A 26,510-nucleotide genomic window follows, 5' to 3' on the forward strand; every position below is an offset into this window, starting at 1 on the left:
TTGCAGCTTGAAATGATGTAGCGTGTGTCGCAGTGGCGTCTTTGATTCGGCATCAGACAATGAACAAGCTTGGTCCCAATGACGCGCGCCCTGCCATCGACTTTTCGCACCGCTTTGTCCGGATATAAGCGCCTGCTTGTATGGGCAGCCGCTTTCAGCGTCTTTGTGAATATCCTGACGCTTTCAATCCCTCTCTATACTATCCAGATGTTCGACCGGGTTTTGCCGAGCGGCAGCGGGGCGACGCTCATCGTGCTGACGATTGCAGTGCTGGGAGGCATCGCGGTCTCGAGCGCGCTCGAGGAAATCCGCGCCCGCCTGCTCGTGGCGCTCGGCGTGCAGTTCGATGCGCAGCTCTCGACGCAGCTCTTCGATCGCCTGGTCGAGCGCGACAGCGCCGCCTCGTTCGGAACCAAGGGGTCGGCGGTTCGCGATCTCGACACGGTGCGCCACGCCCTCACCGGCAGCGCCATCATCTCGCTCTTCGATCTGCCGTGGACGCCGCTGTTCCTCTGCGTCTGCTTTTATCTGCACCCGGTGCTCGGCATCATCTCGCTCGGCGGCGCCGTGACGGTCATGTCGCTGGCCGTGATCAACCAGATGCTCGTCGGGCGGCAAATCGGGGCTTCGGGCAAGCTCAGCGAAGAAAGCTACCGCATGACGGAAGGCGTCATCGGCAACGCGGAGACCGTGCGCGCGATGGGCATGATGCCCGAGATGTCGCGCCGCTGGTCGGCGATCCGCGTGCAGGCCATCGCCATGCAGGCGGACGCGAGCAAGATCAACTCGACGATTTCCAGCGTCATCAAGTTCCTGCGCTACGCGTTGCAGGTGCTTATCATGGGCGCCGGCGCCTGGCTGGCCGTCGGGCGCGAGATCAGCCCGGGCGCGCTGTTCGCCGCCTCTCTCATCTGCACGCGCGCCCTGATGCCCGTCGATCAGCTCGTCGGCGTCTGGCGGCAGATCCTGGCGGCGTGGTCGGCGCTCGGTCGGGTCGAGGAAATCCTTTCCATTCCGCTGCGCCCGGCCGCCATGTCGCTGCCGACGCCCGAGGGGCGGCTCGTGGCGGAGGGACTCTCCTATACCGTGCCTGGCGCATCGGCGCCGACGCTCAACGAGATCTCGTTCTCCGTGAACCCCGGCGAATCGCTCGGCATCGTCGGGCCGAGCGCTGCCGGCAAATCCACACTGGCGCGGCTGATCGTCGGGGCCATCAAGCCATCGGCGGGCAGTGTTCGCCTGGACGGGGCGGAGGTCTGGTCCTGGGCCCGGCCCGAGTTCGGACGCTTCACCGGCTATGTCTCGCAGAACATTGAACTTTTTGAAGGTACGATCGCCCAGAACATCGCCCGCTTCCGGCAGACGGATCCCGAGCTCGTGGTGGCAGCCGCGCGGCTCGCGGGCGTGCACGATCTCATTCTCGGGCTTCCCAAGGGCTACGATACGCCGCTCATGCCCAACGGAGCGCCGCTCTCGGGCGGGCAACGGCAGCGGATTGCGCTGGCCCGCGCCGTGTTCGGAAATCCACGCCTCGTGGTGCTCGACGAACCGAACTCCAACCTCGACGGCGAGGGCGAGGCAGCCCTGCACAAGCTGATGGCGTCACTCAAGGCCAACCGGACCACGGTCATCCTGATCGCGCACCGGCCGAGCGTCCTCGTGTCGCTCGACAAGGTTCTCGTGCTGACGAACGGAGCGGTGGCCGAGTTCGGGCCGGTGGAGCGGGTGATGCCGCGTATCGCACCCGGCTTCCCCATTGGACAACGGCGCATCGCGGAGAGCGCATGAAGCAGGCCCTCGCAAAACTCGAGCTTCTGAAAGCGGAATTCCAGGACGCGGCCTCTCTCGGCGCAACGCCAGGCCCAGGTTCGTCCGATCCTTCGAAGCCGGCTCCGGCCGGCATCGTCGTGCCGCTCGCTCCCACGCCGCAGGCCGCCAGCTCGCGCGATGCCGACCGCCTGATCAAGGCCGGCGTTGCCGTGGTGGTCGGATTCTTCGGCTTTCTCGGCGTTTGGGCGGCGCTCAGCCCGCTCGAAAGCGCCGCCATCACGTATGGAATCGTCAGCGCCGACGGCAACCGCAAGGCGATCCAGCACATCGACGGCGGCATCGTCGATGCGATCCTCGTCAAGGAAGGCGACCGGGTCGAAGCCGGACAGGAATTGATCCGGCTGGATCAGCTTCAGCCGCGCGCGGCCCTCGAAATCCAAAGCGCCGTCGTCGCGACGCAGTCGGCCGTGCTTGCGCGTCTCGAAGCCGAATCCGCCGCAAGGGCCTCGCTCGAGTTTCCCAAGCTCTTGACCGATCGCCGCTCGGATCCCGCGGTCGAGCAACTGCTCCTGTCGCAGACGGAGCTCTTCAAGGCACGGCGCAAGGCAAACGAAACGCAGACCGGCACGCTGCGCGAGCAGGTCAAGCAGGCCAACAGCCAGATCGAGATCTTCGAAGGGCAGGCCCTGGCGGCAGCCGATCAGTACCGCATGGTCAACGAAGAGCTCGGCCCCAAGCAGATGCTGTTCGACAAGGGCTATGCGACCAACGCCGCCGTGATGCAGCTCAAACGCGCCGCCTCGGCGCTGCTCGGCCAGCAGCAGGAATACACCGGCCACGTCGGCCGCCTCCGCCACCTCGTCAGCCAGCTCGAAAGCCAGATCGCCCAGATCGAGAGCGATTTCCGCCTCAAGCTCGCCCAGGAAATCGAGGACGCGCGCAACAAAATCGCCGATGCCCGCGAGCGTCAGCGGGTGGCGCAGGACATCCTGGTCCGCACCAGCATTCGCGCGCCCGTCAGCGGGTTTGTGCTCGGGCTCAACGTCAACACGGTCGGCGGCGTGATCGCCAAGGGCGAACGCCTGCTCGAAATCGTGCCGGCCGAATCAGGCGTCGTGATCAAGGGCCAGCTTCGCCCGGCGGACGCGCTCGAGATCCACGAGGGCATGCACGCCGAGCTCAGGCTCATGACGGCCCAGGGCCGGAAGCTGCCGCTGATCCACGGAATGGTGCGGAACCGCTCCGCGGATGCCCGTCCAAGCGTTGATAATCAAGGGCTTTTCTTCGACGTAAGCGTGGACGTCCCAACCTCCGAGCTGAAGACCCTGGGCGACATCAAGCTGACCCCCGGCACGCCCATCGAGATCATCATCCCGACAGGTTCGCGCACGGTCCTTGAGTACATATTGGAGCCCGTCAAACAGTCGCTCCGTCACGGGATGCGCGAAAAGTAGGATTTTGCGGTCCATTTGCCGGCCGCATTGTTTGGGGGCAAGCAGCCATGGAAGCACTCATCCTTTGCGGCGGTCTGGGCACGCGCCTGCGCGAAGAGACCGAATTCAAGCCGAAACCCATGGTGGAGGTGGGCGGGCGCCCGATCCTCTGGCACATCATGATGCATTATCGCCATCACGGGGTCGGACGGTTCGTGCTCTGCCTCGGCTACAAGGGCGACGCGATCCGCGACTACTTCGTCAACTACCACCAGCGCTCGCACGATCTCGAAATCGATATCCGCACCGGCGGCATCTACACGCGCAGTGCCACGAACTCCGACCGGCTCGACGCCCGCGTGGTGCTGGCTGAAACCGGCCTCGAAAGCCTCACCGGCCGGCGCATTCTGAAGGCGCTGCCGCATATCGAAGGCGATACCTTCCTGGCCACCTACGGCGATGCCGTCGCGGACGTGGACATCGACGACCTGATCGCGACGCACAAGCGCATGGGCCGGCTGGCCACCGTGACAGCCGTGCATCCCTCTTCGCGCTTCGGCGAGCTCGCCATCGACGACGGCATGATCACGAGCTTCGCGGAAAAGCCGCAGGTCACGCAGGGCTGGATCAACGGCGGCTACTTCGTGTTCAATCGCCGCGCCTTCGACATGCTCGATCCGGACTTGAACGAGCCGCTCGAAACCGGCCTGCTGGAGCGCCTCGCCAAGATGGGCGAACTCGCCGTGCACCAGCATGGCGGCTTCTGGCAATGCATGGACACCTTCCGCGAGATGCAGCTCCTCAACGACATGTGGTCGTCCGGCACGGCTCCGTGGCGGGTGTGGAACTAGCATGACGGCGGCGGCCGGCTTATCGCGCACTTTCTGGTCCGGGCGGCGCGTCTTCGTTACAGGACATACTGGATTCAAGGGCGGCTGGCTGATGGGCCTGCTGCAGCGGCTTGGCGCGGACGCGCATGGTTATGCGCTGGCGCCGCCTTCCGAGCCGAATGTCTTCACCGCGGCGGACGTTTCCCGCTTCGGCAGCTCGACCATCGGCGACATTCGCGACGGGACCCGCCTGGCCGCCGCGATGGCGGACGCCGCGCCCGAGATCGTGTTGCATCTGGCGGCGCAGGCGCTGGTGCGTCCGGCACGCGCCAACCCCGTTGACACCTTCTCGACCAATGTCGTCGGCACCGCGCAGGTGCTCGACGCCGTACGCGCCGCGCCGGGCGTCACCGCCTGCGTGGTCGTGACGAGCGACAAGGTCTACGACAACGTCGAATGGCCGTGGGCCTATCGCGAGACCGACCGGCTGGGCGGAAAAGAACCCTACGGCGCCAGCAAGGCGTGCACGGAGCTGGTCGTCGAGTCTTATCGCGCCTCGTACTTTTCGGGCGACGGGCACACGGCGCTTTTAGCTTCGGCGCGGGCCGGCAATGTCATCGGCGGCGGCGACTGGGCCGAAGACCGGCTGATCCCGGATGCCGTGCGGGCCTTCTCGACCGGCGGCAGCCTCACAATCCGCAATCCTTCGTCCGTGCGGCCCTGGCAGCACGTGCTGGAGCCCTTGTCCGGGTACCTGAGGCTCGCGGAAGCGCTCGCGACGGGGGTGTCGCTACCGCCGCCGCTCGCCTACAATTTCGGACCGGCGGCGGACGATGCCGTGCCGGTGCGTGTGATCGCCGACGAGATTGCGTCTCGCTGGGCGGGGGCAGCGAGCTGGAGCCACGATACGCGCTTCCAGCCCTACGAAGCGCGCCTTCTCGAAGTCGACAGCGCGAAGGCGCGGACGCTGCTCGGCTGGCAGCCGCGCTGGCGGCTGGCGCAGGCGCTCGATCGCACCATCGACTGGTACAAGGCATTCTACGCAGGCCACGACATGCACGTCTTCACGCAGCGGCAAATCGATGAGTATCTCAATGGCTGACGTCACGCGCACGATGCCCTGCCGCGCCTGCGGAACGCCGCTCGCGCATGTGTTCGTCGATCTCGGCATGTCGCCGGTCTCCAACGCCATGCGGCGGCCTTCCGAGGCGCACGAGGCGGAAGCTTTCTATCCGCTGCGCACGTTCGTTTGCGAGACCTGCAAGCTAGTCCAGATCGACGACGTGCAGCCGGCGGAAGCGCATTTCCACGGCTCCTACACCTACTTCTCGTCCTATTCGTCGTCGTGGCTCGATCATGCGCGCCGCTACGCGGACATGATGACGGCCCGGTTCGGCCTCTCCGCCGCGTCGAAGGTGGTCGAGGTCGCCAGCAACGACGGCTATCTGCTGCAGTATTTCAAGGCGCAGGGCATCCCCGTGCTCGGCATCGATCCGGCGGCCAACTGCGCCGAGGTCGCCGAGCGGGACCGCGGCGTGCCGACGCTCGTGCGCTTTTTCGGAGTCCAGACGGCCCGCGAAGTCGCCTCCCAGGATGGCGGGCAGGGGAAGGCCGACGTGATCGCCGGCAACAACGTGCTCGCGCACGTGCCCGACCTCAACGACTTCGTCGGCGGCCTCAAGGTGCTGCTGAAGGACGACGGCGTCATCACCATCGAATTCCCCCACCTCCTGGCCCTGATCGACGGCAAGTACTTCGATACGATCTACCATGAGCACTATTCGTATCTGTCGCTGCTCGCTGTCGAGCGGCTGTTCGGAACCCAAGCGCTTGCCGTGTTCGATGTGGAAGAGTTGCCCACGCACGGCGGCAGCCTGCGCATTTTCGCCGGTCACGCCGGCCGCACCCCCGCTGCATCCGAGCGCCTCGTCGCGTGGCGCGCCAAGGAAGCCGCCGCCGGGCTCGACGTTCTCGACATCTACACGGCCTTCGCCGCAGAGGTTCGTCACGCCAAGCGCGCCCTGCTGGCCCAGCTCATCGCCCTCAAGGAGCAGGGCGCAAGCATCGTCGCCTACGGCGCGGCCGCGAAAGGCAACACGCTGCTCAACTACTGCGGCATTCGCGGCGACTTCATCGACTACGCCGTCGACTCGAGCCCGCATAAACAGGGGTTGCTGCTGCCCGGTACGGCGATCCCGGTCTACGCGCCCGACCGCATCTTCGAAACCCAGCCCGATTACGTGCTGATCCTGCCTTGGAACCTCAAGGACGAGATCATGAGCAAGGCGGACGGCATCCGCTCCTGGGGCGGTAAGTTCATCGTGCCGCTGCCCACGCCGCAGATCCTGCCATGATTTTCGAGGCGACGCCGCTCGCCGGCGCGTTCGTGATCGATCCCGAGCCGATCGCCGACAATCGCGGCTTCTTTGCGCGCCTGTTCTGCGCCGCCACGTTCACCACACGCGGGCTCAATCCCCACCTCGACCAGATCAGCATTTCTCAGAACGTCAATGCCGGGACGATCCGCGGTTTTCATCTGCAACGGCCGCCGGCGGCCGAATGCAAGCTCATCCGCGTGACCGCGGGCGCCATCCTCGACGTGATCGTGGACGTGCGGGCGAGCTCGGCGACCTACGGCCGCTGGTTCAGCGTGGAACTCTCAGCGGCCAATCGCCGACTGATCTACGTGCCGGAGGGCTTCGCGCACGGGTTCCAGACGCTGCTGCCCGACACTGAAGTGACGTACCACATCTCGCATCCCCTCTCGTCCGAGCACGCGACGGGGCTTCCCTTCGACGATCCCGATCTCGCAGTGACTTGGCCGATCCCTGAACCGATCACGATCTCGGATCGCGACCGCGCGTGGGCTCCCTTCCGCCAGTTCCAGCCGATCGAGACCAATCATGGCTGATCCGGCGCGCCCACAGGCCACGGTGTTCGGCGCGACCGGGTTCGTGGGCCGCGCGCTCGTGCAGCATCTCACGGCCGAGGGCTACGCGGTCCGCACGCTTACGCGCGGTGACGAGAGTTGGCAGGGCGCGGATCTGGGGCGTGCCTTCTATACGATCGGCCTCACGGCCGATTTTCGCTCGCGGCCGTTCGAGACCATCGACGCGCACGTGAGCCTGCTGACGCGCATCCTGCGCGGAGCCCAGTTCCAATCGTTCGTCTATCTCTCCTCGACGCGCGTCTACGCGACGACGGACACGACGCGTGAGAGCACCGCGATCCCGGTATCACCCGGCAATCCCGATCATCTCTACAACATCTCGAAATTGATGGGCGAGTCGGCCTGCCTCGGGTCCGGCCTCGCCAACGCACGCGTGGCGCGGCTGTCGAACGTGTTCGGCCACGATCTCGCCTCCGAGAACTTCCTGACGGCCGTGCTGCGCGAGGCCGCGAGCGAGAGGCGCGTCTCGCTTCGGACGAGCCTGGCGTCGGAAAAGGATTACGTCTGGGTGGGGGACGTGGTGCGGGCGCTGGAAGCCATCGCGACGCGCGGCACAGATCCGATCACCAACGTCGCGTTCGGCCGCAACGTCACGCACGGCGAGATCATGGATGCTCTGCGCGCCTCTATGGGGGTGGAGATCCGCGTCGCGCCGGGCGCGCCCACGATTGCCTTTCCGATGATCGAAACCGGCAACCTGGACCGGCTCGGGGCCGGCCCGCGCACGTCGCTGTTGTCGATGCTGGACGAACTCGCCGCCGGTTTCCGCAGCTAGTCCTTCAGGGCCCGTCAGTTCATGTCGTCGGGGACGCGCGGGATCGGCAGGAAGGGGACGCCGTCCTCAGCCAAACTCTTGACCTCATCCGAAGACGCCCCGCCGTAGATGCCGCGCGAGGGGCTTTCGTTGAAATGGATCTTGCGCGCCTCTTCCGCGAAGCGACCGCCGACGTACTCGGCCTTGTCCTGGATCTCGTCGCGCACCTTGCGCACCATGCGCCGGATCTCTTCGGGCGGGATTTTCGATGCGTAGGTGTGCGCGGGCTCGGCCGCGACACGCTTTGCAACCGCCGGCGCCATGATGGCCTTGTCGACGGCGTGGCTGCCGCAATGCGGGCACGCGACCTGACTGGCGGCGGACTGCGCCTCATAGGCTGCGCCGCTCTGGAACCACCCTTCGAACTCGTGGCCTTCGCCACACACGAGGCTGAACTTGATCATGACGCGATCTCCTCGGCGGACACGCGCTCCGCCGGTGCGATTTCGAATGATCGGTCGTGCCGCAGGGACGGCACGCGGGATCTGACATCCGCGATCAAGGCCAAATCTACGTCCGCCAAGATGACTGAGGGGTGAACGCCCCCTTCGGCCAGAACCTGGCCCCACGGCGAGACGATCAGGCTATGGCCGTACGTCTCGCGGCCGTGCTCGTGCAGCCCCCCTTGAGCGGCCGCGAACACATAGCATTGCGCCTCGATGGCGCGGGCCCGCAGCAGGGCCACCCAATGGGCTTCGCCCGTCAGGCGCGTGAAGGCCGCCGGGACCGCCAGGAACGAGGCGCCCGCCTTGGCCAGCGCCCGATAGAGGTGCGGGAAGCGCAGATCATAGCAGATCGACAGGCCCAGCCCGCCCCAAGGCAACGGCGCGACGACGGCGCGGTCGCCCGGCGCGTAGTTCGTGCTTTCGCGGTAGACCTCGCCATTCGGCAGGTCGACGTCGAACATGTGGATCTTGTCGTAGCGCGCGACGATCTCGCCCACAGGCGAGATGACGAAGCCGCGGTTGGCGAGTTTCTGGTCATTCGACCCTTCGCCGGTCGCCTTGATCACCAGCGATCCGAGGTGCAGCCAGACCGACAGCTCGCGCGCGAGCGCGCGAAAGTGCTGCAGCGCGGTGCTCGTGCTTTCCGGCTCGGCGGCGGCGAACAGGCGCTCGCGGTCGAGCTCCATCAGGTTCGTAACTTCAGGGGTCTGGATGTAGTGCGCGCCGCCGTTGGCGGCCTCGCGGATCAGTGCGGTCGCGTCGCGGACGTTGCGCGCCTGGTCTCGGCCGGAGCACATCTGAACGAGGCCGACACGAAACGACGCCGGAGAAGCGGGCGATGCCATTGTTTTCCGGGCTCTATTGGCTCGTGCACAGCAGAGGATCGAGCTTGCCGCTGCGATCCAGGCACATCAGGTCGTCGCAGCCTCCGACGTGGCGCTCTCCGATCCAGATCTGCGGAACGGTATTACGGCCGCCGGCCTTGTCGCGCATTTCAGCCCGAAGCCCTGCCTGCCCTGTGACGTCAACCTCTTCGAAAGCCACGCTTTTCGAGCGCAACAGCTCCTTTGCCATGTGGCAGTAGGGGCAGAGGCTGGTGGTGTAGATGGTAACTTTGGCCATATCGTTCAGCGTTCCTCGGCGGCCAGCGCGATCCCGTGCTGAAGATTTAACCTCTCGTGGCGAAATCGCAAAGTGCAGGTGGGCACCATTTCACGGATTTGAGGCCATTTTCCAGCGTGTCCCGCGCTTTGGTTCTAAGCGAGCGGCGCTTTGGCCCGGCGCGCAAAGACGAACCGCGCCCCTAGGCCGGGATCGCGCCGCGATCCGTCACTAGGGCCAGGGCCAGGACATCCACCTCAGCGGCGCCCGCCCGGCTCAGGGCGCGCGCGCAGGCGCCCACGGTCGAGCCGGTCGTGACGACATCGTCGATCAAGAGCACGCGGCGCCCCCGAACCCCGGCGGCGCGGCGCTTCGGGACGGCGAAAGCGCCGGCCACGTTGCGCTGGCGCTCGCCCCGCGACAGGCCGATCTGGCTCGTGGTGGCCCGCGCCCGCTCAAGCGCCATGGGCTCGTAGGTCAATCCCGACACGCGGGCGACCTCGCGGGCCAGAATAGCCGCCTGGTTGAAGCGGCGCACCAGAAGGCGCCCGCGCGCCAGCGGCACCGGCACGACGATGTCACAGTCCGAAAGCAGGTCGCGGCCGGCATCGGCAAGCCACCGGCCGAGCAGGCGGCGGACGTCGTGGCGGTCCTGGAATTTCAGGCCGTGGACGAGATCCTGCATGGCCCCGGTATAGGCCGCGACGGCCCGGGCACGGCGATAGGGCGGCGGGTCTGCGGCCGCGGCGGCGGAGATTATCGGGCCGCCGATATCGAACGGCAGCGGCAGGCCGAGCCGGTCGCAGAGCGGCGGGCGGATAAAGTCGATCCGGCGCCAGCATGAGGCGCACAGGGCATCGTGCGTCTCGATCCGCGTCCTGCAGACGAGACATACGGGGGGCATGACGACGTCCGACAGGGCCATGACCGCGCGGCGGAAGAGACTGTCGCGCGCGCCCGGAACGAGCGGGACCCGCGGCTCGCATTCGCCGTCGCGTTTCCCCTCTTCGGAGGCTGGCTCGCGGCCCACGTCCGACACGTTGCCCCCAATCGCCCCTGGGTTGGACGCCTGCCATTCGCCGCAGGCATGGCGCGGCCTCTGGCGCTCGCTAGAGTGATAGCATAGCCCTTCCCTGACAACGAACCCGCACGCACCGGATGACAGAGCCGCACCGCATTTTCGACAGCGCCCTTCTGGCCGCGCGACGCAACCGCGTCGCGGCGGACGCGCGCGCTCACGACTTTCTGCTCGAACGGGTGGCGGCGGATCTCACCGAGCGGCTCGCGATCGTGCGGCGCGAGTTTCCCGTCGCGCTCGACGCGGGCTCACACCACGGCCTGCTCGGGCGTCAGATCGCGGCGCTCCCGCATGTTGGAGAGGTGGTGTCGTTCGATCCGGCCTTGACGCTGCTCTCGGCTGCGCCCGCGCCGCGCGTGCTCGGCTCGTTCGACGCGCTACCGTTCGCCATGGGATCGCTGGATCTCTGCGTCTCGGGGCTGGCGCTGCATCTGGTCGACGATCTGCCGGGCGCGCTGCTCCAGATCCGCCACGCGCTGAAGCCCGACGGGCTGTTGCTCGCGGCCCTGCTCGGCGGGCAGACGCTCCGGGAGCTGCGTGAAGCGTGGCTCGCCGCGGAGGACGAAGTTCTTGGCGGGGCCTCGCCGCGCGTCGCGCCCTTCGCGGACGTGCGCGACCTCGGCAGCCTGCTGCAGCGCGCGGGCTTTGCGCTGCCGGTGGTGGACGCCGACATCGTAACCGTCACCTACGCCGATCCGCTCGCGCTCATGCGCGACGTCAAGGGCATGGGCGCGTCCAATATGCTGACCGACCGGCGGCGGGTGCCCGTCACGCGCAGGCTGCTGCTGCGGGCGGCCGAAATCTATGCAGACCGGTTCGCCATCGACGAGACGGGCCGCGTGCCGGCCACGTTCGAAATCCTGACGCTGACGGCCTGGGCGCCGCATGAGAGCCAGCCCAAGCCGCTGCGTCCGGGCTCGGCCAAAACGCGTCTCGCGGATGCTCTCGGCGTGCCCGAGCGCAAGCTCTAGGCGGGGAGTTTGCGGACCATGAAACGCGCGTCCGCGTCATAGGTGAGAAGTTTTTCGGCGAGCGTGGGCTCGGCCACCACCTCGAAGCCGAAGCGGCTCCAGAACGGTACCGAATTGTTGACCGCGACGAGCGACAGGTTCGGCACGCCTGTCGAGCCCGCATGCGCAATCACTTCCTGAACGATGGCGGCCGCCGCACCGCTGCCGCGCGCCTCGGGCGCGAATGCGAGGTCGTGGATGTAGTAGGTGCTCGGGTGCTCGGGGATGCGGCCCAACATGACGTTGAGCGCCGGGGGCTTGGCGTAGTGCCAGGGGTGCGTGAGCGTGTAGGCGGAGACCTTTCCATCGACCTCGTACACCGCGCAGCCATCCGGATAAATCCTCTGGCGCTCGGCCACGACCGCGTCGTCCTCGGGATATTTGACATGCACTTGGTCGGCGATCGCCAAGACGGCCGGCAAATCCGCGCTCGTCATTGGCCGCCAAAATCCTTTCGCCGTTTTAACCCGCATACCTAGACCCTTCTGGCGACACATCGGAGACGTCAAAAATGCGCAAGCCCCGAAGTCCGGGTCAAGGCGTCGAAGAGGCCGTCGACGGGACCGCTCAGCCGAGAAGGTCGCGCAGCCAGGGGACGAGCGGCGCATCGGCCGGCGGCATCGGATAGTCGGCAAGGCGCTTGGCGCGCACCCACGCGATCTCCTGGCCTTCCTGCGGCTCGACCTCGCCGTCCCAGTTGCGGCACAGGAACAGCGGCATCAGCAGATGGAACTCGCGGTAGGAGTGGCTCGCGAAGGTAAACGGCGCCAGGCACGTCTCGCAGACTTCGATGCCCAGCTCTTCCTTCAGCTCGCGGCGCAGAGCCTCCTCCGGCGTCTCGCCGGCATCGACCTTGCCGCCCGGAAACTCCCAAAGCCCGGCCAGCGATTTGCCTTCCGGCCGCTTCGACAGGAGAACGCGATTGTCCCGATCGACGAGCGCCGCGGCGGTGACAAGCAGGATCGGCTTGGTCATCGGATGAATTGGACCTTGTGCAGGGAAAACGCGTGCTTATAGGAGAGGCATGGGAACTGCAATTCTCGCGCTCGGACATTATGTGCCCGAGCGGCGCGTTACAAATGCCGAAATCGAAGCGCGGCTCGGCGTGGAACCGGGCTGGGGCGAACAGCGCACGGGGATTCGCGAGCGCCGGTTTGCCGCCGCGGACGAAGCCCTCTCCGACCTGGCCGTCAAGGCGGGCGAGATGGCGCTGGCAAAAGCCGGGATCGACCGCTCCACGATTGGCGCGGTGCTGCTCGCGACCTCGACGCCGGATCATCTGCTGCCGCCGACCGCGCCGCTGGTCGCGCACCGGCTCGGCACGCGGGGCGCAGGCGCCATCGACATGGCGGGCGCATGCGGCGGCTTTCTCTATGCGCTGACGTTTGCCGACGGGTTCGTACGCCAGCACGGCGTGCCCGCGCTCGTGATCGCGGCCAACATTCTTTCACGGCGCTTGAACCTGGACGATCCGACGAGCGCCCTTCTGTTCGGAGACGGGGCGGGCGCGGTTCTGCTGGTGCCGTCCGACCGGGCACGATCGGGCGTGCGCGGCATGCACCTTGCCTCCGATGGGGCGACCTACGACCTGATCCAGATCCCGGCCGGCGGCAGCCGCATGCCGTTTTCTTCCGACCTCGATCCGGCGGCCCTGCTGATGCAGATCCGTGACGGAAAAGCGGTGTTCACGCGCGCAGTTCAGATGATGGGCGATGCGGCGCGCCGCGCCATGGCGCGCGCGAACGTCTCCATCGACGACATCGACTATTTCGTGCCGCACCAGGCCAACGGACGCATCATCGCAGCGGCGCAGCGGCAGCTCGGCGTGCCCGACGAGAAGATGCTGTCGTCCGTCGCGCTCTACGCCAACAGTTCGGCGGCGACCATTCCGCTCACGCTCTCGCTCGCGGCGGAGCGCAAGCCATTTGCGGCGGGCCAGCGGCTGTTGCTCTCCGCCGCAGGGGCCGGCCTTACGGGCGGCGCGATTGTGTTCGAAGTCTAGGTGCTCACTCAGCGGATGGACGCGCCATGCTCTTCACCCTCGCGATTGCTCTCAACGGCTTGTTCCTCGCGCTCGGCGCCTGGGCGTCGCTCAGGCATTTTGCGCGCACGGAGCGTGAACCGCGCGGCGCAAGCCTGCTGACGGCCGCGACCGTGCTCGGCACGGCCCTCAACGTCTGGCTGGCGCTGCGCCATCCCGACCCCACGCCTCTCGAAATCGCGGTCTCGATCGCGCTCATGCTGGTTGCGCTGGCCGTGTTTGCGGCTGCGATCCGCGCGACGCGGCTCGGCGGCCTTTCGCTGGCGTTCAGCGACGCGACGCCGGGCGCCGTGGTCGAAACCGGCATCTACGGCGTGATCCGCCATCCGTTCTACACGTCCTACATTCTCTACTGGCTGAACTGGCTGCCGCTGTCGGCGTTTGACCCGCTCTCGTGCGGGGTGGCGGTTGCCATGATCGCGGCCTATACCGCAGCCGCGCGCAAGGAAGAGCGGCTGCTGACGTCGCGCCTCGGCTCGCCCTATGCCGGGCTCATGCAGCGGACGTGGCGCTTCCTGCCCGGCGTGCACTGAGCGGCCGCACCCGCTTCGCTCATTGAAGCCGCGTGAACTTCGCTCACTGAAGCTGCGTGGGCTTCTCTCACTGAAGCCGTGCGGCGTCAGCAGGCCCATGCGCGTTGGTGGCCAGGGCCGGGCGCGCTTTCCCTGGGCCGAGGTGCGGCTTTGGATTTTGCCGCGCGTGCACCTCGAGATCGGCGAGCAGAATGTTGAGCAACGGGGCAGCGGCGTCGGCGGCGTGCACCTTGTTCGCCCACGGCTGCTGGCCGGAGCCCGTGCCGACGAGCACAACGTAGGAGTAGGCCGCGCCGTTGGCGAACTGCAGTCCGCCCGTCGCCCAGACGTCGACGGTTGCGTTGGGATCGGCCGTGACCTGCGTGCCGGTTTTGGCAAAGTGCAGAGCGAGACCCGGCCGCCGCGTCGCGCACCACGCCGACAGGGACTTCAACGTGCCGACGGACGCGCCGCCCGCCGTGTAGCAGAGCGGTGCTGACAGCAGCGCGCGCAGCAGCGGGGCCGCGCGGCGCTGGATCAGGCGGTTCGGAACGATCGGGGCGCGCACATCGAATCCTGAAACCCGCTTTTCCTCCACATCCGTGAAATCGTAGCGCTTGATGAGCGTGGGCTCGCGCACGGGCGTCGCGCCGCGGCCGATGAGAGACGCCAGGATCACCGCCGACATGTGATGCACCTTGCGCGGCGCGCCCGAGATCTGGCCGAGCACGGCGGCGGTCGAGGGCGGGGTATCGCCTCCCGTTGCATCGCGTGGCGGCATCGTGAAGCCGAACCCGTCGATCAGGCGGCGCATCGGACGCTGGCCCGCGAGCGCGGTGCGATTCAGAAGCGGCGCATTGAGCGAGCAGGCGAACGCGACGATGGCGCGGCGGCCGTGCCGGCCTTGGCCTTTCGCGCACGTTTCGAGCCCGCGATCGGGTGCTGCGGTATCGACGTACAGCGACGCCGCGCTGTCTCGCCCGCTGTTGGCGATGGCGATGGCGGACAGCATCTTGCCGGTCGACGCGATCATGCGCGGGTCACGGGCGGGATCGTAGAGGCCCGTCTCGGGATTGCGGGCCACGGTTGCGCCGAAGTAGGGCGCGGTCTCGCCGCTCTCGAAGTAGCGCACGATGGCCCCCGTCGCGTCGGCGGCAACGACAGTTACGGTCGGCATCCTGCGGCCCGCCCCCTCGCGCGCGGGATCGAGCGTGAAGCCCGGGAGCAGCTTCGGCTGGATGGCCGCGTCGATCTTCGCGAGCTCCGCGCGGATCTTCTCGTGGAAGGCGAGATTGGGCGCGGCGTCGAACGTGGTGGTGACGCCGCGAACATGATCGCGCCAGGCGAAGCCGAAGACCTCCTTCATCTCCTAGCGCAATCCAAAGCGCGCCGACGGCATGAGCGCATTGGCGCGCACCACCGGATTGGCAACGGCCCGCTTCGCCTGATCGGGCGCATAGGCATCGAGCGCCGCCTGCAGCTTGGGTTTCACCTTGGGATCGGGTGGCCCGCCCGCCATGGCGATCAGCTCGAACAGAACCTGCTTTTTCGTTTCCTCGTCCTCAATGAGCGCTTCCGCGCAAACGCGCGCGCGCACCTCGACGATAAAGCGCCAACGGTCGAGACGGACCTCGTTCAGGCGCGCATCGCCCTTGAGGAGAATGATCGGCTTGTTGACGGCGGACGCGAGCACGAACTGCTCGGCCATCGACAGGTCGCTCGAGTCCTTGCCGAACACGACGCGGCTCGTGAGCTCGACGCCGTGCAGCGGCGCGCCGCCCGTGCGTTGCGCAAGCCAGAGATGGTTGGCGACCCACCGCTTGAGGGGCGCGTCGTCGCCGCCGCGGGTCAGCTCGCGATAGATGACGGGCGCCAGCCACCACTCCGCGAGCTTGCGGCGCAGTTTTGTCATGGCGCCTTCGTCCGCGTGCGGCGGTGTGTTGTAGATCACGCGCACGAGCTGCATCGGCAGCGTGGATCCGCCGACGCCGAGGCTCGGCCGCTTGCGCGCGATCGAGCGCAGCAGCGACGAGTAGGGGATTTTGAGAACGCCCGGCAGATCGACGCCGAACGGATTGCGCCACGTGCCGATGTAGCGGTCCTCGTGGTGGACGAGGCATTGCCAGTAGTAGGGCGGCACATCGCGGACGGGGATCGATTTGTGATCGGGGTTGGCGGTGTAGCCGCCGACGTCGATGGCGGTGTCCGTGTAGTTGACGTCGCGCTGGCTATCGAGCCGGGCGTCGAAGGTGCCTACGAAATTGCCGGGGGCGTCGTAGATGGCCGTCGCGATCCAGCGCTCGGCGTCGTAGCGGAGCTTTTCGCCCAGCACGTATTGCCCCGTCATGCCGCGCAACGGCGCGACGACATACACCAGGGCGAGAGCAAAGGTGACGTAGACGGCGCCCGCGACAGCCACATAACGAAGCGGCCCGAGGCGGGGATTGAAGGCGACCCATTCGCCAAACAGGCTCACGATCCGCATCGGAATGCCGATCAGAAGCTCTCGCACGCGGGCGACAAGGCGAAAGAGAAACAGCATGACGCGACAGAAGCCGGAGCGCCCAGCGGGCTGGCTGGCGATTGTGCTGTGGTAGCGGAGGTTTATGGCGGAAGGTCGGGCAAAAGGCGGCGGGCGCCAACGCGGCGGTCAGAAATTGTGTTTTCCGGAGATCGGGTTGTCCGGCGTGTAAGCCCGAGCGCAGAGCGAAACCGCGTCGATGAAAACGCCTCCGGAGATCCCCGCTTCGAGGTCCGGCACTGCTCACGTCAATCGTGGCCGCCCTCGCGGCTCAGGATCCTGACCGCACGTGCGGCTCTTGATCGTGACCGCATGCGCGGCCGGCTATTACATCGTGTTGAGCAACATAAACAGGCCAACGCCGACAGCCGGGCCCAACAATGTGGCCACCACGAGCATCAAAAATGATCGTCCAAGCATAACACTACATACCCCGCACTCAACGCGCCCACCTGCACAGCCGCCCACTGCCCGCAGGTGTAATCCTTGTCCCGCGGAGACCCCTCACCCGCGAAACTTGGAGATAATACAACAAATGAATAATTCCCACACGGGGTTTTCCAATTTTGGCCACAATCTCGTTTCGCAACGGCGAGCGATTTGATGCTGCGTTGCAAATTCAATTCGAAAACGACCAATTATGACTGTTTTTCATAAGCTTTGCGCAAAAGCACTCAGAACATCCGGACACGGATCTTCAGCGCCCGCAGATCCGCGCGCGGCCAAAATATGGGATTTTGTGGCAATTACGCCACGCTCGTTATCCCCCTCAGGATTTTCGAGCCGTGGATAACCTCAGCGCGTCGAACAGGCGGAGCTGGCGCTCGTCCTGCCCTTTCGTTTCGTGCGCGAGCTGCTCGATGCGGTCGAACGGAACCTGCTCGGCCTCGATCAGCGAACGCTGCGCCTTCATCGAGCGGACCAGGCCTTCCTGGACGAGGTGGAACTCGCCGACCGTCTGGCCCGGAAGCACCGCTGCCGGATCGAGACCGCTCTCGCTCTGGAAGGCGGCCTTGAGCTTGCGGAGCGCGGTGTCTTCGCGGACGCGGCCGATGAACCAGCTCGTGATCTGATCGCGGCTCTTGTAGTCGAGGTCGCCCGGCGACTGGGTTGCGAGCATCAGGCCCAGGCCGGCCGAGCGGGCGCGCTTCAGGAGGCTCTGCAGGGGCTCGGCCGTGGCGGGCTTGGCGTTGGCCGGAATGTAGAGGTCGGCTTCGTCGAACATGACGACCGCCTGCAGCTCCTCGTTCGGGTTGCGCTGGCAGAAGCGTAGCGCCTCGGACAGGAACTGCGAGACCCAGAACAGGATGTTCTCGTTGTCGCCGAGGAAGCCCGTGTAGATGATCGAAAGCCGCGTGCGGCCGTCGCGGGTGTAGGGCCCGAGGCCGAGCAGACTTTCCATACGCAGGCTTTCGCCGCCGCCCTCGAAGAGCGCCGAGTTGCGATGGCGGAGGCTGTCGAGCTGGGCGACGAGATCGCGGCGGATACGGCCCGAGGGGTCCATGCGCTGCGTCAGGTCGGTCAGCTCGGGATCTTCATCCTCGAGCAGAAGGATGAGGTCTGCGAGCGTGACCTCGCGGCTGTGGCGGGACCCCAGGATGCGGAGCGCGACCGAGAGCGTGCCGGACTGCTTCTGGTGCGTGGCCGAGTTCTTCAGATGCAGCATGTCGCCGAGGGCGGCAGCCGAGAGGTTGGCCAGGAGCTGCTGTTCATGCTCCGGCAGCTCGTTGATGCCGTTCGGCAGAAGCGTGATCGAGATCGGACGGCCCGACGACCGGCCAGGCGTGTAGACCGCGACGTCGATGGCGTCGGCGAGCTTTTCACGCTCCCCGCGGCGCTCGCCGAACTCGTCGTCGTTGGCGCGCCAGACATCCGGGTTGGCGTAGGAGCACAGGTCGCCCTTGCGGTCGATGAGAACCGCCGGGATGCCCTTGAGCAGCAACTGCTCGATGAGGCAGAGCGCGAGCGTCGTCTTACCGGAGCCCGATCCGCCGAGCACCGCGGCGTGGCGCTTCAGCACGTTCATATTGAGGGTGATCGGCTTGCTGCGTCCGCCGACCTCGCGGCCCGCGAAGATGCTCGTGCCGTTCAGGCCCGTCTCGTCGAGGATGACCGACAGAGGCAGCTCGTCGTCGTTGGCGGGCAGCGGCTCTTCGGATTCGCCGTTGAGCGACCACGGCGGCGGGAGAAGCGCGTTGTTCTCGCGGCGCGCCCCCGGCGCGGCGGCCGTGGCCGGCGCGGATGCTGTCTCCGCGAAGGGTTCGGGCTCACGCGCCGTGCGCGGCAACGTGCGGCCCAGGAGGTCGAGGCGCAGGATGTTGATGATCGGGATGATGTTCGAGAGCAGCTTGGCGTCCTCGAACCAGGCCTGGAAGCCGGGGTCGTTGCGATAGTGGGCGTGGAACTCGCGCACGGTCATCATCCGCTCCCACTCGGGGATCGGGATGGTGAACAGGCGGCCGCCGCCCTCGCGGAATTTGCGGAATGCCTGCGCCGTCTGGTTCTTCTTGTTCGGCGGATAGTCGCTGGCGCGCAGCATCATGCAGCTCTTGCCGGCGATCATCGGCATGACCTTGTCGAGCTGGCGCTTGAGGCCGCCGCCCTGCGTCGGGCGATTGCACAGAAACACGCGCAGCTCGCTCATGTGGCCGGACTTGTGATTGATGCGGACATCGACGCCCGGCACCTCGTCTGAGATTTCGAGACGGCCGACGCTGAGCTTGATGACGCCGCCCCATTCGTCGCGGGCCAGCGACAGCGCCGACGTCAGCACGTCCATCAGCTCGTTTTCGTCGGACGGAATCTCCGCCTCGGACGCACTCTGGAAACGTTCCCACGCGTCGCGGTAGTCGACGGAGGGCGACAGCGGCCGGGACGTGTCGTTGCCCGTATCGGCGCTGCCGAAGATGCCGCCGAGCACCGAGGCCAGCGTCGATGTCCAGGTGCCCTGGTCGGACGGCTCCTCGTCGTCGGTCTGCGGCGAGGTCTTGTCGCGCAGGCGGTTCTGCGCATGTTCGAGCAGGCGGCGTGTGGACAGGCCGCCGAACTCTTCGAAGAACTCGGGGCCGAAATACTGCGCGGGATCGGGGAAGCCGAGGCCGCCGCCCTGGTCCGCCAGATGCTCCAGGCGCTTGGCGATGATGAGGCGCGCTTCCTCGGGCGTGCGCGTTTCGAGAAGCGGCACGGGGCCGGATTTCTCGATGCGATCGATGTAGGACTGCGCGAGCACGCCGCGCACCTGGCCGTAGAAGTCCTCGAGCACGGAAATGATGATGATCGCGTTCGGCAGCCGGTTGGCAATCTGAATGAGATCGCGCGCCGCCTTCTGGAAGCGCTCCTCGGCGTCGTCAAAGAAGCGAAGATCCTCGACCTGATCGATCGAGAACACGAATGCGGCCCGCTCAACGGTCCACATCAGCGTGCCGAGCGCCGTGATGATCTCGAAAGCGCGGTCTTCGCCCGTGTTGGGATCGAGCGCGGCGACAGCCTGGTGGGCGAGCGGCGTCAACTGGCGCGCAAACAGGTACTGGCGCACGCGCTGGTCGATGCGCGGGTCCTTGCGTTCGAGATAGAGCAACGCGCGGACGATGTTGATGTCGAGCTCGAGGTCGCGGAACTTGGCGCTGGCCACGATCTCATCGGCGAGGCGCAGCACGAGCGTGGCGAGGGCTTCGTCCGAAAGGGAGCCTTCGCGCAGCTCTTCAAGCTGCTTGGCGGACAGCACCTCGGAATCCGTCACGAGGCGCGCGGTGAGACGGGCAAGGCCGGTCTCGCCGTCGTGGTCGGGGTGGTAGGGCTTTTCGAGCGAGTGGACGATGCGGCGGAGATAGTAGTCGGCGTAGTTCGAGACGTCCGGCGTCATCTGCGCATAGCCGAAGTAAGCACGGCCTTCCCGATGCGCGGCGGTGCGAAGTGCGCGCAGAAGATGCGTCTTGCCCGCGCCGGACTGGCCATGAAACAGCAGGATGCGCGGCTGCGTGGCGGCACCCTGGCGGGCGCCCGTCGTGATCTCACGCAGGAGGTCTTCAAACTTGCGGCGCGCCTTCGCATGGACGGCCGGGACATCGACGGGATCGGCCCGCCAGATGTCGTCCTCCCATGTGATGCTGTGCTCAAAAGCCTGGGACAGCTTGTCGGTTGCCCCGGCTTCGACGACGTCCTGCTGCATGCTGCCTGCGGTCTCCAACGCGATCGTAACGGCGGGACGCAATCTTCCGAATAAAGAACAACTCTCGGAAGAAACCTCTGCCAACCTCGAATAGACGTGCTTCCAATCGAAGAAAAAATGCCTTTCGGCCGCGCTAGTCTTCGACGCGAACGAAATGCCAAACGGTATTCTTGTAAGCTACGGCCGAGCTCTCGAGGTCCTTGATGGACTTCTTGTCCTTGAGGTCGGCATTGGCGAGAACAATGGCGCCAAGGCGGTGCGCCTCAGCCAGCATGCATTTGAACTCGATCTCGGAGACCTGCCAGGACGGCTCGGTCGTTCGAATCGCTTCCCATACGTGCGAGATAAACGCCTTGCGGCTGCCTGGCCAGCCCTCGGCGCGCGCGGCGGCTGCGGCTTTCACGGCGGTCGCAAACTGCCCAAGATCCGGGCGTTGGGGCTTAGGCTGCGCTTTTGCAGGGGCTGCGTCGTTGGCGACCGGCGCCATCGCCGGGGCCGGCTCGCTGACGCGAACCGGCATGGCCGGGCGCTCGTCCGGGTTCGGAAGCTCCGCTGACCCCGCTTCGAGCGCGCGTGCGCCGAGGGTGCGCAGCACGCCCGTCCGCAGGCCTTCGAGCGTCGAGTCGCGGGCGCCGGCGTTTTCAGCGGCGAGCTCCGCGATGAGCTTGGCGTCGGTCGTGAAGGCGCGCGGGTTTTGTGACAACTGGCCGGCGAGCAGGCGGCCGGCCTTGGCGGAGAGCGACGAGCCTTTGCCGAAGCCCGCCTTGATGCGGTTGCCGAAGGCGCGCTCCAGCGCCAGCACGGCGAGCTGGGCGCGCAGTTTGGTGGGCGCGGCGTTCTTCTTGACCGACAGACCGAAGGCGTTCTGCACGATCATCGTGCGCAGGCCGTCGATACGCGCGAGCTGCTTCAGGCGGGCCGGCGTTTCCTTTTCGAGCCCGAGGCCCTTGGCGATGAGGGCGATGTCGCGCAGTTCGTCCCATGACGCCGGCCACGAAGGTGGCTCGGCCGCCTTGAGGCCCAGATAGCGGGCGGCGGCGCGGGCGCCCATCTCGGTTGCGGACAGGCGGTTCTTGTCCTCGGCGGCGAGGCCGCTGGCGACAAGCTGGGCGATTTCCTTTTCCGCGAGGCGGCGCCAGTCGGCGGGCGATAGCTTGTGCGAAAACAAGGGCGCGAGGTCGGCTACGGCCTCGGCGCGCGTCGCGCCGCCAGTCGCGCTCACACGCACCAGGATCACGTGGCCAACGGCCGTCGCGCGTCCACGACGGGACGCAGCCATGGGGGCACCGCTGCTGAGCGCGGACATCTTCGTACGCCTCCTTCTCGGTGGGCCGCAGAGAGGGGGAAAAGCCAGACGCACGAATCACCGGCTCGATTCGGATAGTTTGCGGGAGAGAGCTTTGACTTCCAAGAGCTTCGGCGGCACGGCGCGAGGTATTTTCCAGCGTTGTAGATGCCGACTTCGGGAAAGCCCAAACCAAGCGCCTACTCGGCTCTACAACACCCGCGTTTTGACGCGTGAGTGCCGCATTCACGACACGTTCATTGGCAAAATTGTAGTTGGGATCAGGGGGGCACGTACCCTTCCGGCAACGTTCGTCATGTCGACACTCGTCATCTCGATGCTGTGCCGGATCAGTCCGTTTCCGTCTCCTGGCCCGTATCCTGGGGGTCTCCCTGTTAGTCTTAACGCCGGGTTAACTGGTTGCTGCGATGGTCGCTAACAGAACCGCGCGTCCACTTGCGGGAGTTACGGGAATGTATCGCGTCACCCTTCGGCTTCTCCTCATCGCCACCCTCGGCGCAAGCCTGTCGGCTTGCAGCCTCAACACGGGCGGCGTCTCCTCCGGCTTCAACGATCTCGGCGGTACGACTGCCTCAATCGATCCGCTTAGCGGATCGCGGGAGCAGACGTCGACCGGCTCCATCGACCGCACGCCTCGCGCGGCGGCCAAGGGCACGCAGGTCGCGGCTTACTCGCCCGACAAGGCGCCCTCCGGATCGTACGAAAAAGCGCCTGCGGGGGCGCTCGCCGATCGCGACTATTCGTCGACCAGCCTCGATCCCGAGATGGCGCGCGACCTGATCAATCAGTATCGCCACGACAACGGGCTCAAGCCGCTGCGGCTCAATGCGACCCTGTCGGAAGCCGCCAAGGGCCATAGCCGCGATCTCGCCAAGTGGGACCGCATCTCGCACTACGGCTCGGACGGCTCCAACCCCTGGGATCGCGTCAAGCGCACCGGCTACAAGCCGCGTCTTGCGGCCGAGAACGTCGGCACCGGGCAGGTCTCGTTCAAGGAAGTTCTCAAGGGCTGGAAGGAAAGCCCCGGCCACAACAAGAACCTGCTGCTCGCGGATGCGAGCGAGATGGGCCTCGCCCTCGTGCAGGATCCCAAGACGGAGTTCAAATCGTTCTGGACGCTCGTCATCGGCGCGCCGATGTAGGCTTCACGGCTTCGGCTTCTTGGCCTCAGTTTCCGACGGCGCGGCCTCTTCTGGAGCCCGCGCCGTTTTCGTTTCGGTGAGCGCGAACTGCAGCAGCACCGTGCGTTGCAGGAACCGGTTGAAGTTGTCGTCCGAGATCAGCGTCAGGATGGTTTCCCCGGCCTCGGTCTCGCTGACGGCCAGGCCTTCGAGATTGTCGATTTCCTGAGACGTGTCGGCTTCGAGCAGCACGTCTCCCGTCGCGGTCGCGCCGGGCTTGATGGCGTCGGCCGGCAGAAGGCGCAGCCGGATGCGCAGCCCTTCGAGCCAGCGGAAGCGGCGCTCGACCAGCACCACCCTGCCGTCGGACAGGCTTGCGGCATCGGTGATGCTGAAGCCCCCGAGGCCCGCGACGGTAAATCCGCGCGGCACGCCGCCGATCCAGATCCAGCCGCGATGCAGCTTCTCGCCGCGCAACGGATTTTCAGCGAACCCGACGAGCGCGCCCTTGCGCGGTCCTCCCGCCAGCACGGTGAGGCTTTCGAAGCCATCCATGCGCATGCGTGACGCCTCTGCCGGCAGCGTCAGATAGGACTTCGGCGGGCCGATGCCCTTCGGCGAGATGTCGAACACGCCGATGCGGTCGTGCTGCTCGAAGGCGATGTAGGCCGTGCCCTTGGCTGGCGATCCGCTGGCGATGGCAATCGCTTCGGCGTCCCGGTCGCGCGCGCGGGTGAGCGGCTTGCCCTTGATGGCCTTGAGCGCGCCGATGCGCGCCGAACGCAAACCCTTGAGGCGCTCGGCGTCGTAGTCGACCTCGGCCGTCATCCAGAGACCAGCATCCGATACGGACACCAGGCTCTTGCCGTCGCGAGAGAGCGCAAGTCCGGACCAGCCGCCGAAGTTTTTCGAGGGCGACGTCAGCACCAGGCCGCCGCGCCAATCGAGACGCGCGTTGACGAACGGCGTGCCGTTCTTCGCGAAGGTCGCGATCGGGCGGGCATTGATCTCGATCGCGTGAGGCGAGATCGTCGTGGTGTCGGGCTTCCATTGTGCCGCGACCGGCGATGCGACGAGCATGGCTGCCGCCGTCACAACGTTCGCTATGCGGCGTGTGCGCACCGGCTTCAGGCGGTCCATCAGCATCCCATCGCAGACCCAGGAGGATAGAATGTGGCCCAGACTTAAGGCGCTTTCGCGTTGGCGCGGCGCGGCCGGCGGCGGCCTGCGCCGGGCTGAACCTTCGGTTCTTCCTCAAACAGCTCGACGAGCTTGTCGGTCATCGCGCCAGCAAGCTCGCCGGGGTCCGAAATCGTCACCGCGCGCGCGTAGTAGCGGGTGACGTCGTGGCCGATGCCGATGGCGATGAGCTCCACGGGAGAGCGCGTCTCGATCTCCTCGATGACCTTGCGCAGATGCTGCTCGAGGTAGCTGCCGGAGTTCACCGACAGCGTGGAATCGTCCACCGGCGCGCCGTCCGAGATCATCATCAGGATGCGGCGCTGCTCCGGGCGCGCCATCAGCCGCTGATAGGCCCAGGCGAGAGCTTCGCCGTCGATGTTTTCCTTCAAGAGACCTTCGCGCATCATGAGTGCGAGCGAGCGCTTGGCGCGGCGCCAGGGCGCGTCGGCCGTCTTGTAGATGATGTGGCGCAGATCGTTGAGGCGGCCGGGTGAGCCGGGCTTGCCGGCGGCGAGCCAATCCTCGCGCGCCTGCCCGCCCTTCCAGGCGCGGGTGGTGAAGCCCAGGATCTCGACCTTGACGCCGCAGCGCTCCAGCGTGCGCGCGAGAATATCGGCGCAGCAGGCCGCAACCATGATGGGGCGGCCGCGCATCGATCCCGAGTTGTCGAGCAGCAGCGTGACGACGGTGTCGCGGAAATCGGTGTCGCGCTCGCGCTTGAACGAGAGCGCGTGCATGGGATCGGTGATGATGCGCGTCAGGCGCGCGGCGTCGAGCGCGCCCTCTTCCAGGTCGAAATCCCAGGCGCGGTTCTGCTGGGCAAGCAGGCGGCGTTGCAGGCGATTGGCGAGACGCGCGACAACGCTCGAAAGCGCCTTCAGCTCCTTATCAAGGAAGGTGCGCAGCCGCTCCAATTCTTCGGGCGTAGAGATCTGCTCGGCGCCGACCTCCTCGTCGTGGGCGCGCGTGTAGACCTTGTAGCCAAAGTTCTCGGGATCATCGAGCACCGAGGTGTTGGGACGCCACGGCTCGGTGGCTTCGATCGCTTCGGGATCTCCGTCGTCGCTCTCGAAATCGTCGGGGTCGGGAAGCTCGGCGGCGCTGGTCGATTCACCGGCGTCACCTTCCTGCTCATCCTGCTCCTGGTCCTGCTCGCCGCCCTCGGCGCCGTCGTCTTCGCTCTCGGCCTCGGCCTCGCCGCCCAGCGGCTCTTCCTCGGTCGTCTCCTCGGTTTCTTCCGAATGGCCCTCAGCCAGATTTTCGGCGAGGTCGAGCGACTGCAAGAGATCTCGGATCAGGCGGCCGAACGCTTCCTGGTTTTCGGCCGTGTCCTTCATGCGGCGGAACACCTGCTCGCCGCACTGCTCGATGTGGGGACGCCAGATGTCGACGAGGGCGCGCGCGGTGTCGGGCGGCGCCTGGCCCGTCAGGCGCTCGCGCACGAGAAGGGCGAGGGCATTGCCGATCGGCGCGTCGGCGCGATCCGTGATGCGATCGAAACGGCCGTGGGCGTATTCATCCTCGCACTTGGCGGTGAGGTTGTCGGCCATGCCGCTCATGCGATTGGAGCCCAGCGCTTCGACGCGGGCGCGCTCCATGGCCTCGAACACCTCGCGGGCGGGACCGGCGGGCGGGGCCAGCTTCCGGTGCACGGCCTCGTCATGGCAGGCGGCCGTGAGCGCGAGGCTGTCGGCCCAACCGCGCAGCACCGCGATTTCACCCGCAGTCGGCACGCGCGACGGCTCGGCGAGGCGCACGACCTTGCCTTCGAGCGCGGGCTTGCCGCCGCCGTAGGTGACTTCGATCTCGCCGTCGCCGGCAATGGCGCGCACGGCGAGGCCGAGCACGCGCTTCAGCGGCTCGGACGGGGCTTCCTTGCGTTTCTGATTTTGCGTCATAGCGACTTGCCGCGCTCGCGCCGGAGAACGCGCTTCCATTCCGCGTCCTCCACCAGCTCGCGCGCTTCGAGGTTGCCCTGGCGGACTTTGAGGAGGGCGAGGCCGAGACCGGCCATTGCTCCGGAGAGACCGCCTGCGATCGAACTCCAGGTTTCGGAGCTTCCCGGCACGAGGACGAGGAGCAGAATGGCGAAGACCACCGATCCGAATGCGGCGCCGACAACCGTCAGCAGGGCCGCGAACAGGATCGCACCGCGCCGGCCGGTGTAGCCGGCGGCGACCAATGCCTCGCGACGCTCGCGATCCTCATCCATGACGGCGGAACCCAC

The 26,510-nt window shown here is 66.6% G+C and carries 24 protein-coding genes; 11 read left to right on the forward strand and 13 right to left on the reverse strand.

What is annotated here, in order from left to right:
• Positions 1-78 precede the first annotated feature (78 nt).
• The 7 genes from K2Y42_RS11870 to K2Y42_RS11900 are packed head-to-tail and all read left to right on the forward strand — an operon-like array spanning position 79 to position 7,758.
• Entirely contained in the window at positions 79-1,788 is a 1,710-nt protein-coding gene (locus tag K2Y42_RS11870; RefSeq protein ID WP_291152621.1) for a type I secretion system permease/ATPase, read from the forward strand.
• Positions 1,785-3,224, forward strand: coding sequence for an HlyD family type I secretion periplasmic adaptor subunit (locus tag K2Y42_RS11875; protein WP_291152623.1), 1,440 nt, complete (start codon positions 1,785-1,787; stop codon positions 3,222-3,224). Before K2Y42_RS11870 ends, K2Y42_RS11875 begins: the two co-directional genes overlap by 4 nt.
• A gap of 47 nt (positions 3,225-3,271) precedes the next feature.
• Positions 3,272-4,054, forward strand: a complete 783-nt coding sequence (locus tag K2Y42_RS11880) for a sugar phosphate nucleotidyltransferase (protein ID WP_291152626.1) — start codon at positions 3,272-3,274, stop codon at positions 4,052-4,054.
• 1 nt (position 4,055) lies between these two features.
• Positions 4,056-5,135, forward strand: coding sequence for a CDP-glucose 4,6-dehydratase (gene rfbG, locus K2Y42_RS11885; RefSeq protein ID WP_291152628.1), 1,080 nt, complete (start codon positions 4,056-4,058; stop codon positions 5,133-5,135).
• Entirely contained in the window at positions 5,128-6,387 is a 1,260-nt protein-coding gene (locus K2Y42_RS11890; protein WP_291152629.1) for a class I SAM-dependent methyltransferase, read from the forward strand. Before rfbG ends, K2Y42_RS11890 begins: the two co-directional genes overlap by 8 nt.
• On the forward strand, positions 6,384-6,944 hold the full coding sequence (locus tag K2Y42_RS11895) for a dTDP-4-dehydrorhamnose 3,5-epimerase family protein (protein ID WP_291152631.1): 561 nt from the start codon (positions 6,384-6,386) through the stop codon (positions 6,942-6,944). The genes K2Y42_RS11890 and K2Y42_RS11895 overlap by 4 nt, the downstream gene beginning before the upstream one ends.
• Positions 6,937-7,758, forward strand: coding sequence for an SDR family oxidoreductase (locus tag K2Y42_RS11900; protein WP_291152632.1), 822 nt, complete (start codon positions 6,937-6,939; stop codon positions 7,756-7,758). Before K2Y42_RS11895 ends, K2Y42_RS11900 begins: the two co-directional genes overlap by 8 nt.
• A gap of 14 nt (positions 7,759-7,772) precedes the next feature.
• Here the strand turns inward: K2Y42_RS11900 and K2Y42_RS11905 are convergent, their stop codons facing one another.
• The 4 genes from K2Y42_RS11905 to K2Y42_RS11920 all read right to left on the reverse strand — a co-directional run bounded on the left by K2Y42_RS11905 (position 7,773) and on the right by K2Y42_RS11920 (position 10,383).
• A complete protein-coding gene (locus tag K2Y42_RS11905) occupies positions 7,773-8,201 on the reverse strand; it encodes a DUF1178 family protein (protein ID WP_291152633.1) in 429 nt (142 codons plus the stop codon).
• Positions 8,198-9,088, reverse strand: coding sequence for a carbon-nitrogen hydrolase family protein (locus tag K2Y42_RS11910; RefSeq protein ID WP_291152635.1), 891 nt, complete (start codon positions 9,086-9,088; stop codon positions 8,198-8,200). Before K2Y42_RS11910 ends, K2Y42_RS11905 begins: the two co-directional genes overlap by 4 nt.
• A gap of 13 nt (positions 9,089-9,101) precedes the next feature.
• Complete coding sequence (grxC, locus tag K2Y42_RS11915; protein WP_291152637.1) at positions 9,102-9,365, reverse strand: glutaredoxin 3; 264 nt, start codon at positions 9,363-9,365, stop codon at positions 9,102-9,104.
• A 181-nt stretch (positions 9,366-9,546) separates the two neighbouring features.
• Positions 9,547-10,383 (reverse strand): ComF family protein, encoded by an 837-nt coding sequence (locus K2Y42_RS11920; protein WP_291152639.1) that lies wholly within the window; start codon positions 10,381-10,383, stop codon positions 9,547-9,549.
• A gap of 119 nt (positions 10,384-10,502) precedes the next feature.
• On the opposite strand from K2Y42_RS11920, the gene K2Y42_RS11925 reads away from it, so the two are divergent.
• Positions 10,503-11,393, forward strand: coding sequence for a methyltransferase domain-containing protein (locus K2Y42_RS11925; protein WP_291152641.1), 891 nt, complete (start codon positions 10,503-10,505; stop codon positions 11,391-11,393).
• On the opposite strand, the gene K2Y42_RS11930 is transcribed toward K2Y42_RS11925, so the two are convergent.
• The gene (locus K2Y42_RS11930; RefSeq protein WP_291152643.1) at positions 11,390-11,869 is read right to left on the reverse strand and encodes a GNAT family N-acetyltransferase; all 480 of its coding nucleotides are present in this window, start codon (positions 11,867-11,869) and stop codon (positions 11,390-11,392) included. The genes K2Y42_RS11925 and K2Y42_RS11930 overlap by 4 nt on opposite strands.
• Positions 11,870-11,999: 130 nt before the next feature.
• On the reverse strand, positions 12,000-12,407 hold the full coding sequence (gene mutT, locus K2Y42_RS11935) for an 8-oxo-dGTP diphosphatase MutT (RefSeq protein ID WP_291152645.1): 408 nt from the start codon (positions 12,405-12,407) through the stop codon (positions 12,000-12,002).
• A gap of 49 nt (positions 12,408-12,456) precedes the next feature.
• On the opposite strand from mutT, the gene K2Y42_RS11940 reads away from it, so the two are divergent.
• Positions 12,457-13,434: a beta-ketoacyl-ACP synthase III gene (locus K2Y42_RS11940; protein WP_291152647.1), complete on the forward strand. Its 978-nt coding sequence runs from the start codon at positions 12,457-12,459 to the stop codon at positions 13,432-13,434.
• A 26-nt stretch (positions 13,435-13,460) separates the two neighbouring features.
• The gene (locus tag K2Y42_RS11945; protein WP_291152649.1) at positions 13,461-14,006 is read left to right on the forward strand and encodes an isoprenylcysteine carboxylmethyltransferase family protein; all 546 of its coding nucleotides are present in this window, start codon (positions 13,461-13,463) and stop codon (positions 14,004-14,006) included.
• A 67-nt stretch (positions 14,007-14,073) separates the two neighbouring features.
• Here the strand turns inward: K2Y42_RS11945 and K2Y42_RS11950 are convergent, their stop codons facing one another.
• From K2Y42_RS11950 to K2Y42_RS11965, 4 genes are all read right to left on the reverse strand, one after another.
• Complete coding sequence (locus K2Y42_RS11950; RefSeq protein ID WP_291152652.1) at positions 14,074-15,351, reverse strand: hypothetical protein; 1,278 nt, start codon at positions 15,349-15,351, stop codon at positions 14,074-14,076.
• 3 nt (positions 15,352-15,354) lie between these two features.
• On the reverse strand, positions 15,355-16,527 hold the full coding sequence (locus K2Y42_RS11955) for a transglycosylase domain-containing protein (protein ID WP_291152653.1): 1,173 nt from the start codon (positions 16,525-16,527) through the stop codon (positions 15,355-15,357).
• A 748-nt stretch (positions 16,528-17,275) separates the two neighbouring features.
• On the reverse strand, positions 17,276-20,674 hold the full coding sequence (locus K2Y42_RS11960; RefSeq protein WP_291152656.1) for a helicase HerA-like domain-containing protein: 3,399 nt from the start codon (positions 20,672-20,674) through the stop codon (positions 17,276-17,278).
• Between the two features lie 133 nt (positions 20,675-20,807).
• On the reverse strand, positions 20,808-21,980 hold the full coding sequence (locus K2Y42_RS11965) for a hypothetical protein (RefSeq protein WP_291152659.1): 1,173 nt from the start codon (positions 21,978-21,980) through the stop codon (positions 20,808-20,810).
• A 452-nt stretch (positions 21,981-22,432) separates the two neighbouring features.
• Here K2Y42_RS11965 and K2Y42_RS11970 point away from each other — a divergent pair, with 452 nt between their 5' ends.
• Complete coding sequence (locus K2Y42_RS11970) at positions 22,433-23,122, forward strand: CAP domain-containing protein (RefSeq protein WP_291152662.1); 690 nt, start codon at positions 22,433-22,435, stop codon at positions 23,120-23,122.
• Positions 23,123-23,125: 3 nt separating this feature from the next.
• Here K2Y42_RS11970 and K2Y42_RS11975 read toward each other — a convergent pair whose 3' ends face one another.
• Genes K2Y42_RS11975 through K2Y42_RS11985 form a run of 3 tightly spaced genes read right to left on the reverse strand, consistent with a single transcriptional unit; the run spans position 23,126 to position 26,510 of the window.
• The gene (locus tag K2Y42_RS11975; protein ID WP_291152665.1) at positions 23,126-24,241 is read right to left on the reverse strand and encodes an esterase-like activity of phytase family protein; all 1,116 of its coding nucleotides are present in this window, start codon (positions 24,239-24,241) and stop codon (positions 23,126-23,128) included.
• Between the two features lie 44 nt (positions 24,242-24,285).
• On the reverse strand, positions 24,286-26,181 hold the full coding sequence (cobT, locus tag K2Y42_RS11980) for a cobaltochelatase subunit CobT (protein ID WP_291152668.1): 1,896 nt from the start codon (positions 26,179-26,181) through the stop codon (positions 24,286-24,288).
• On the reverse strand, positions 26,178-26,510 hold the full coding sequence (locus tag K2Y42_RS11985) for a hypothetical protein (protein WP_291152670.1): 333 nt from the start codon (positions 26,508-26,510) through the stop codon (positions 26,178-26,180). Before K2Y42_RS11985 ends, cobT begins: the two co-directional genes overlap by 4 nt.

Origin of the sequence: Hyphomicrobium sp. (genome assembly GCF_019744875.1) — a bacterium.
GTDB lineage: Bacteria > Pseudomonadota > Alphaproteobacteria > Rhizobiales > Hyphomicrobiaceae > Hyphomicrobium_C.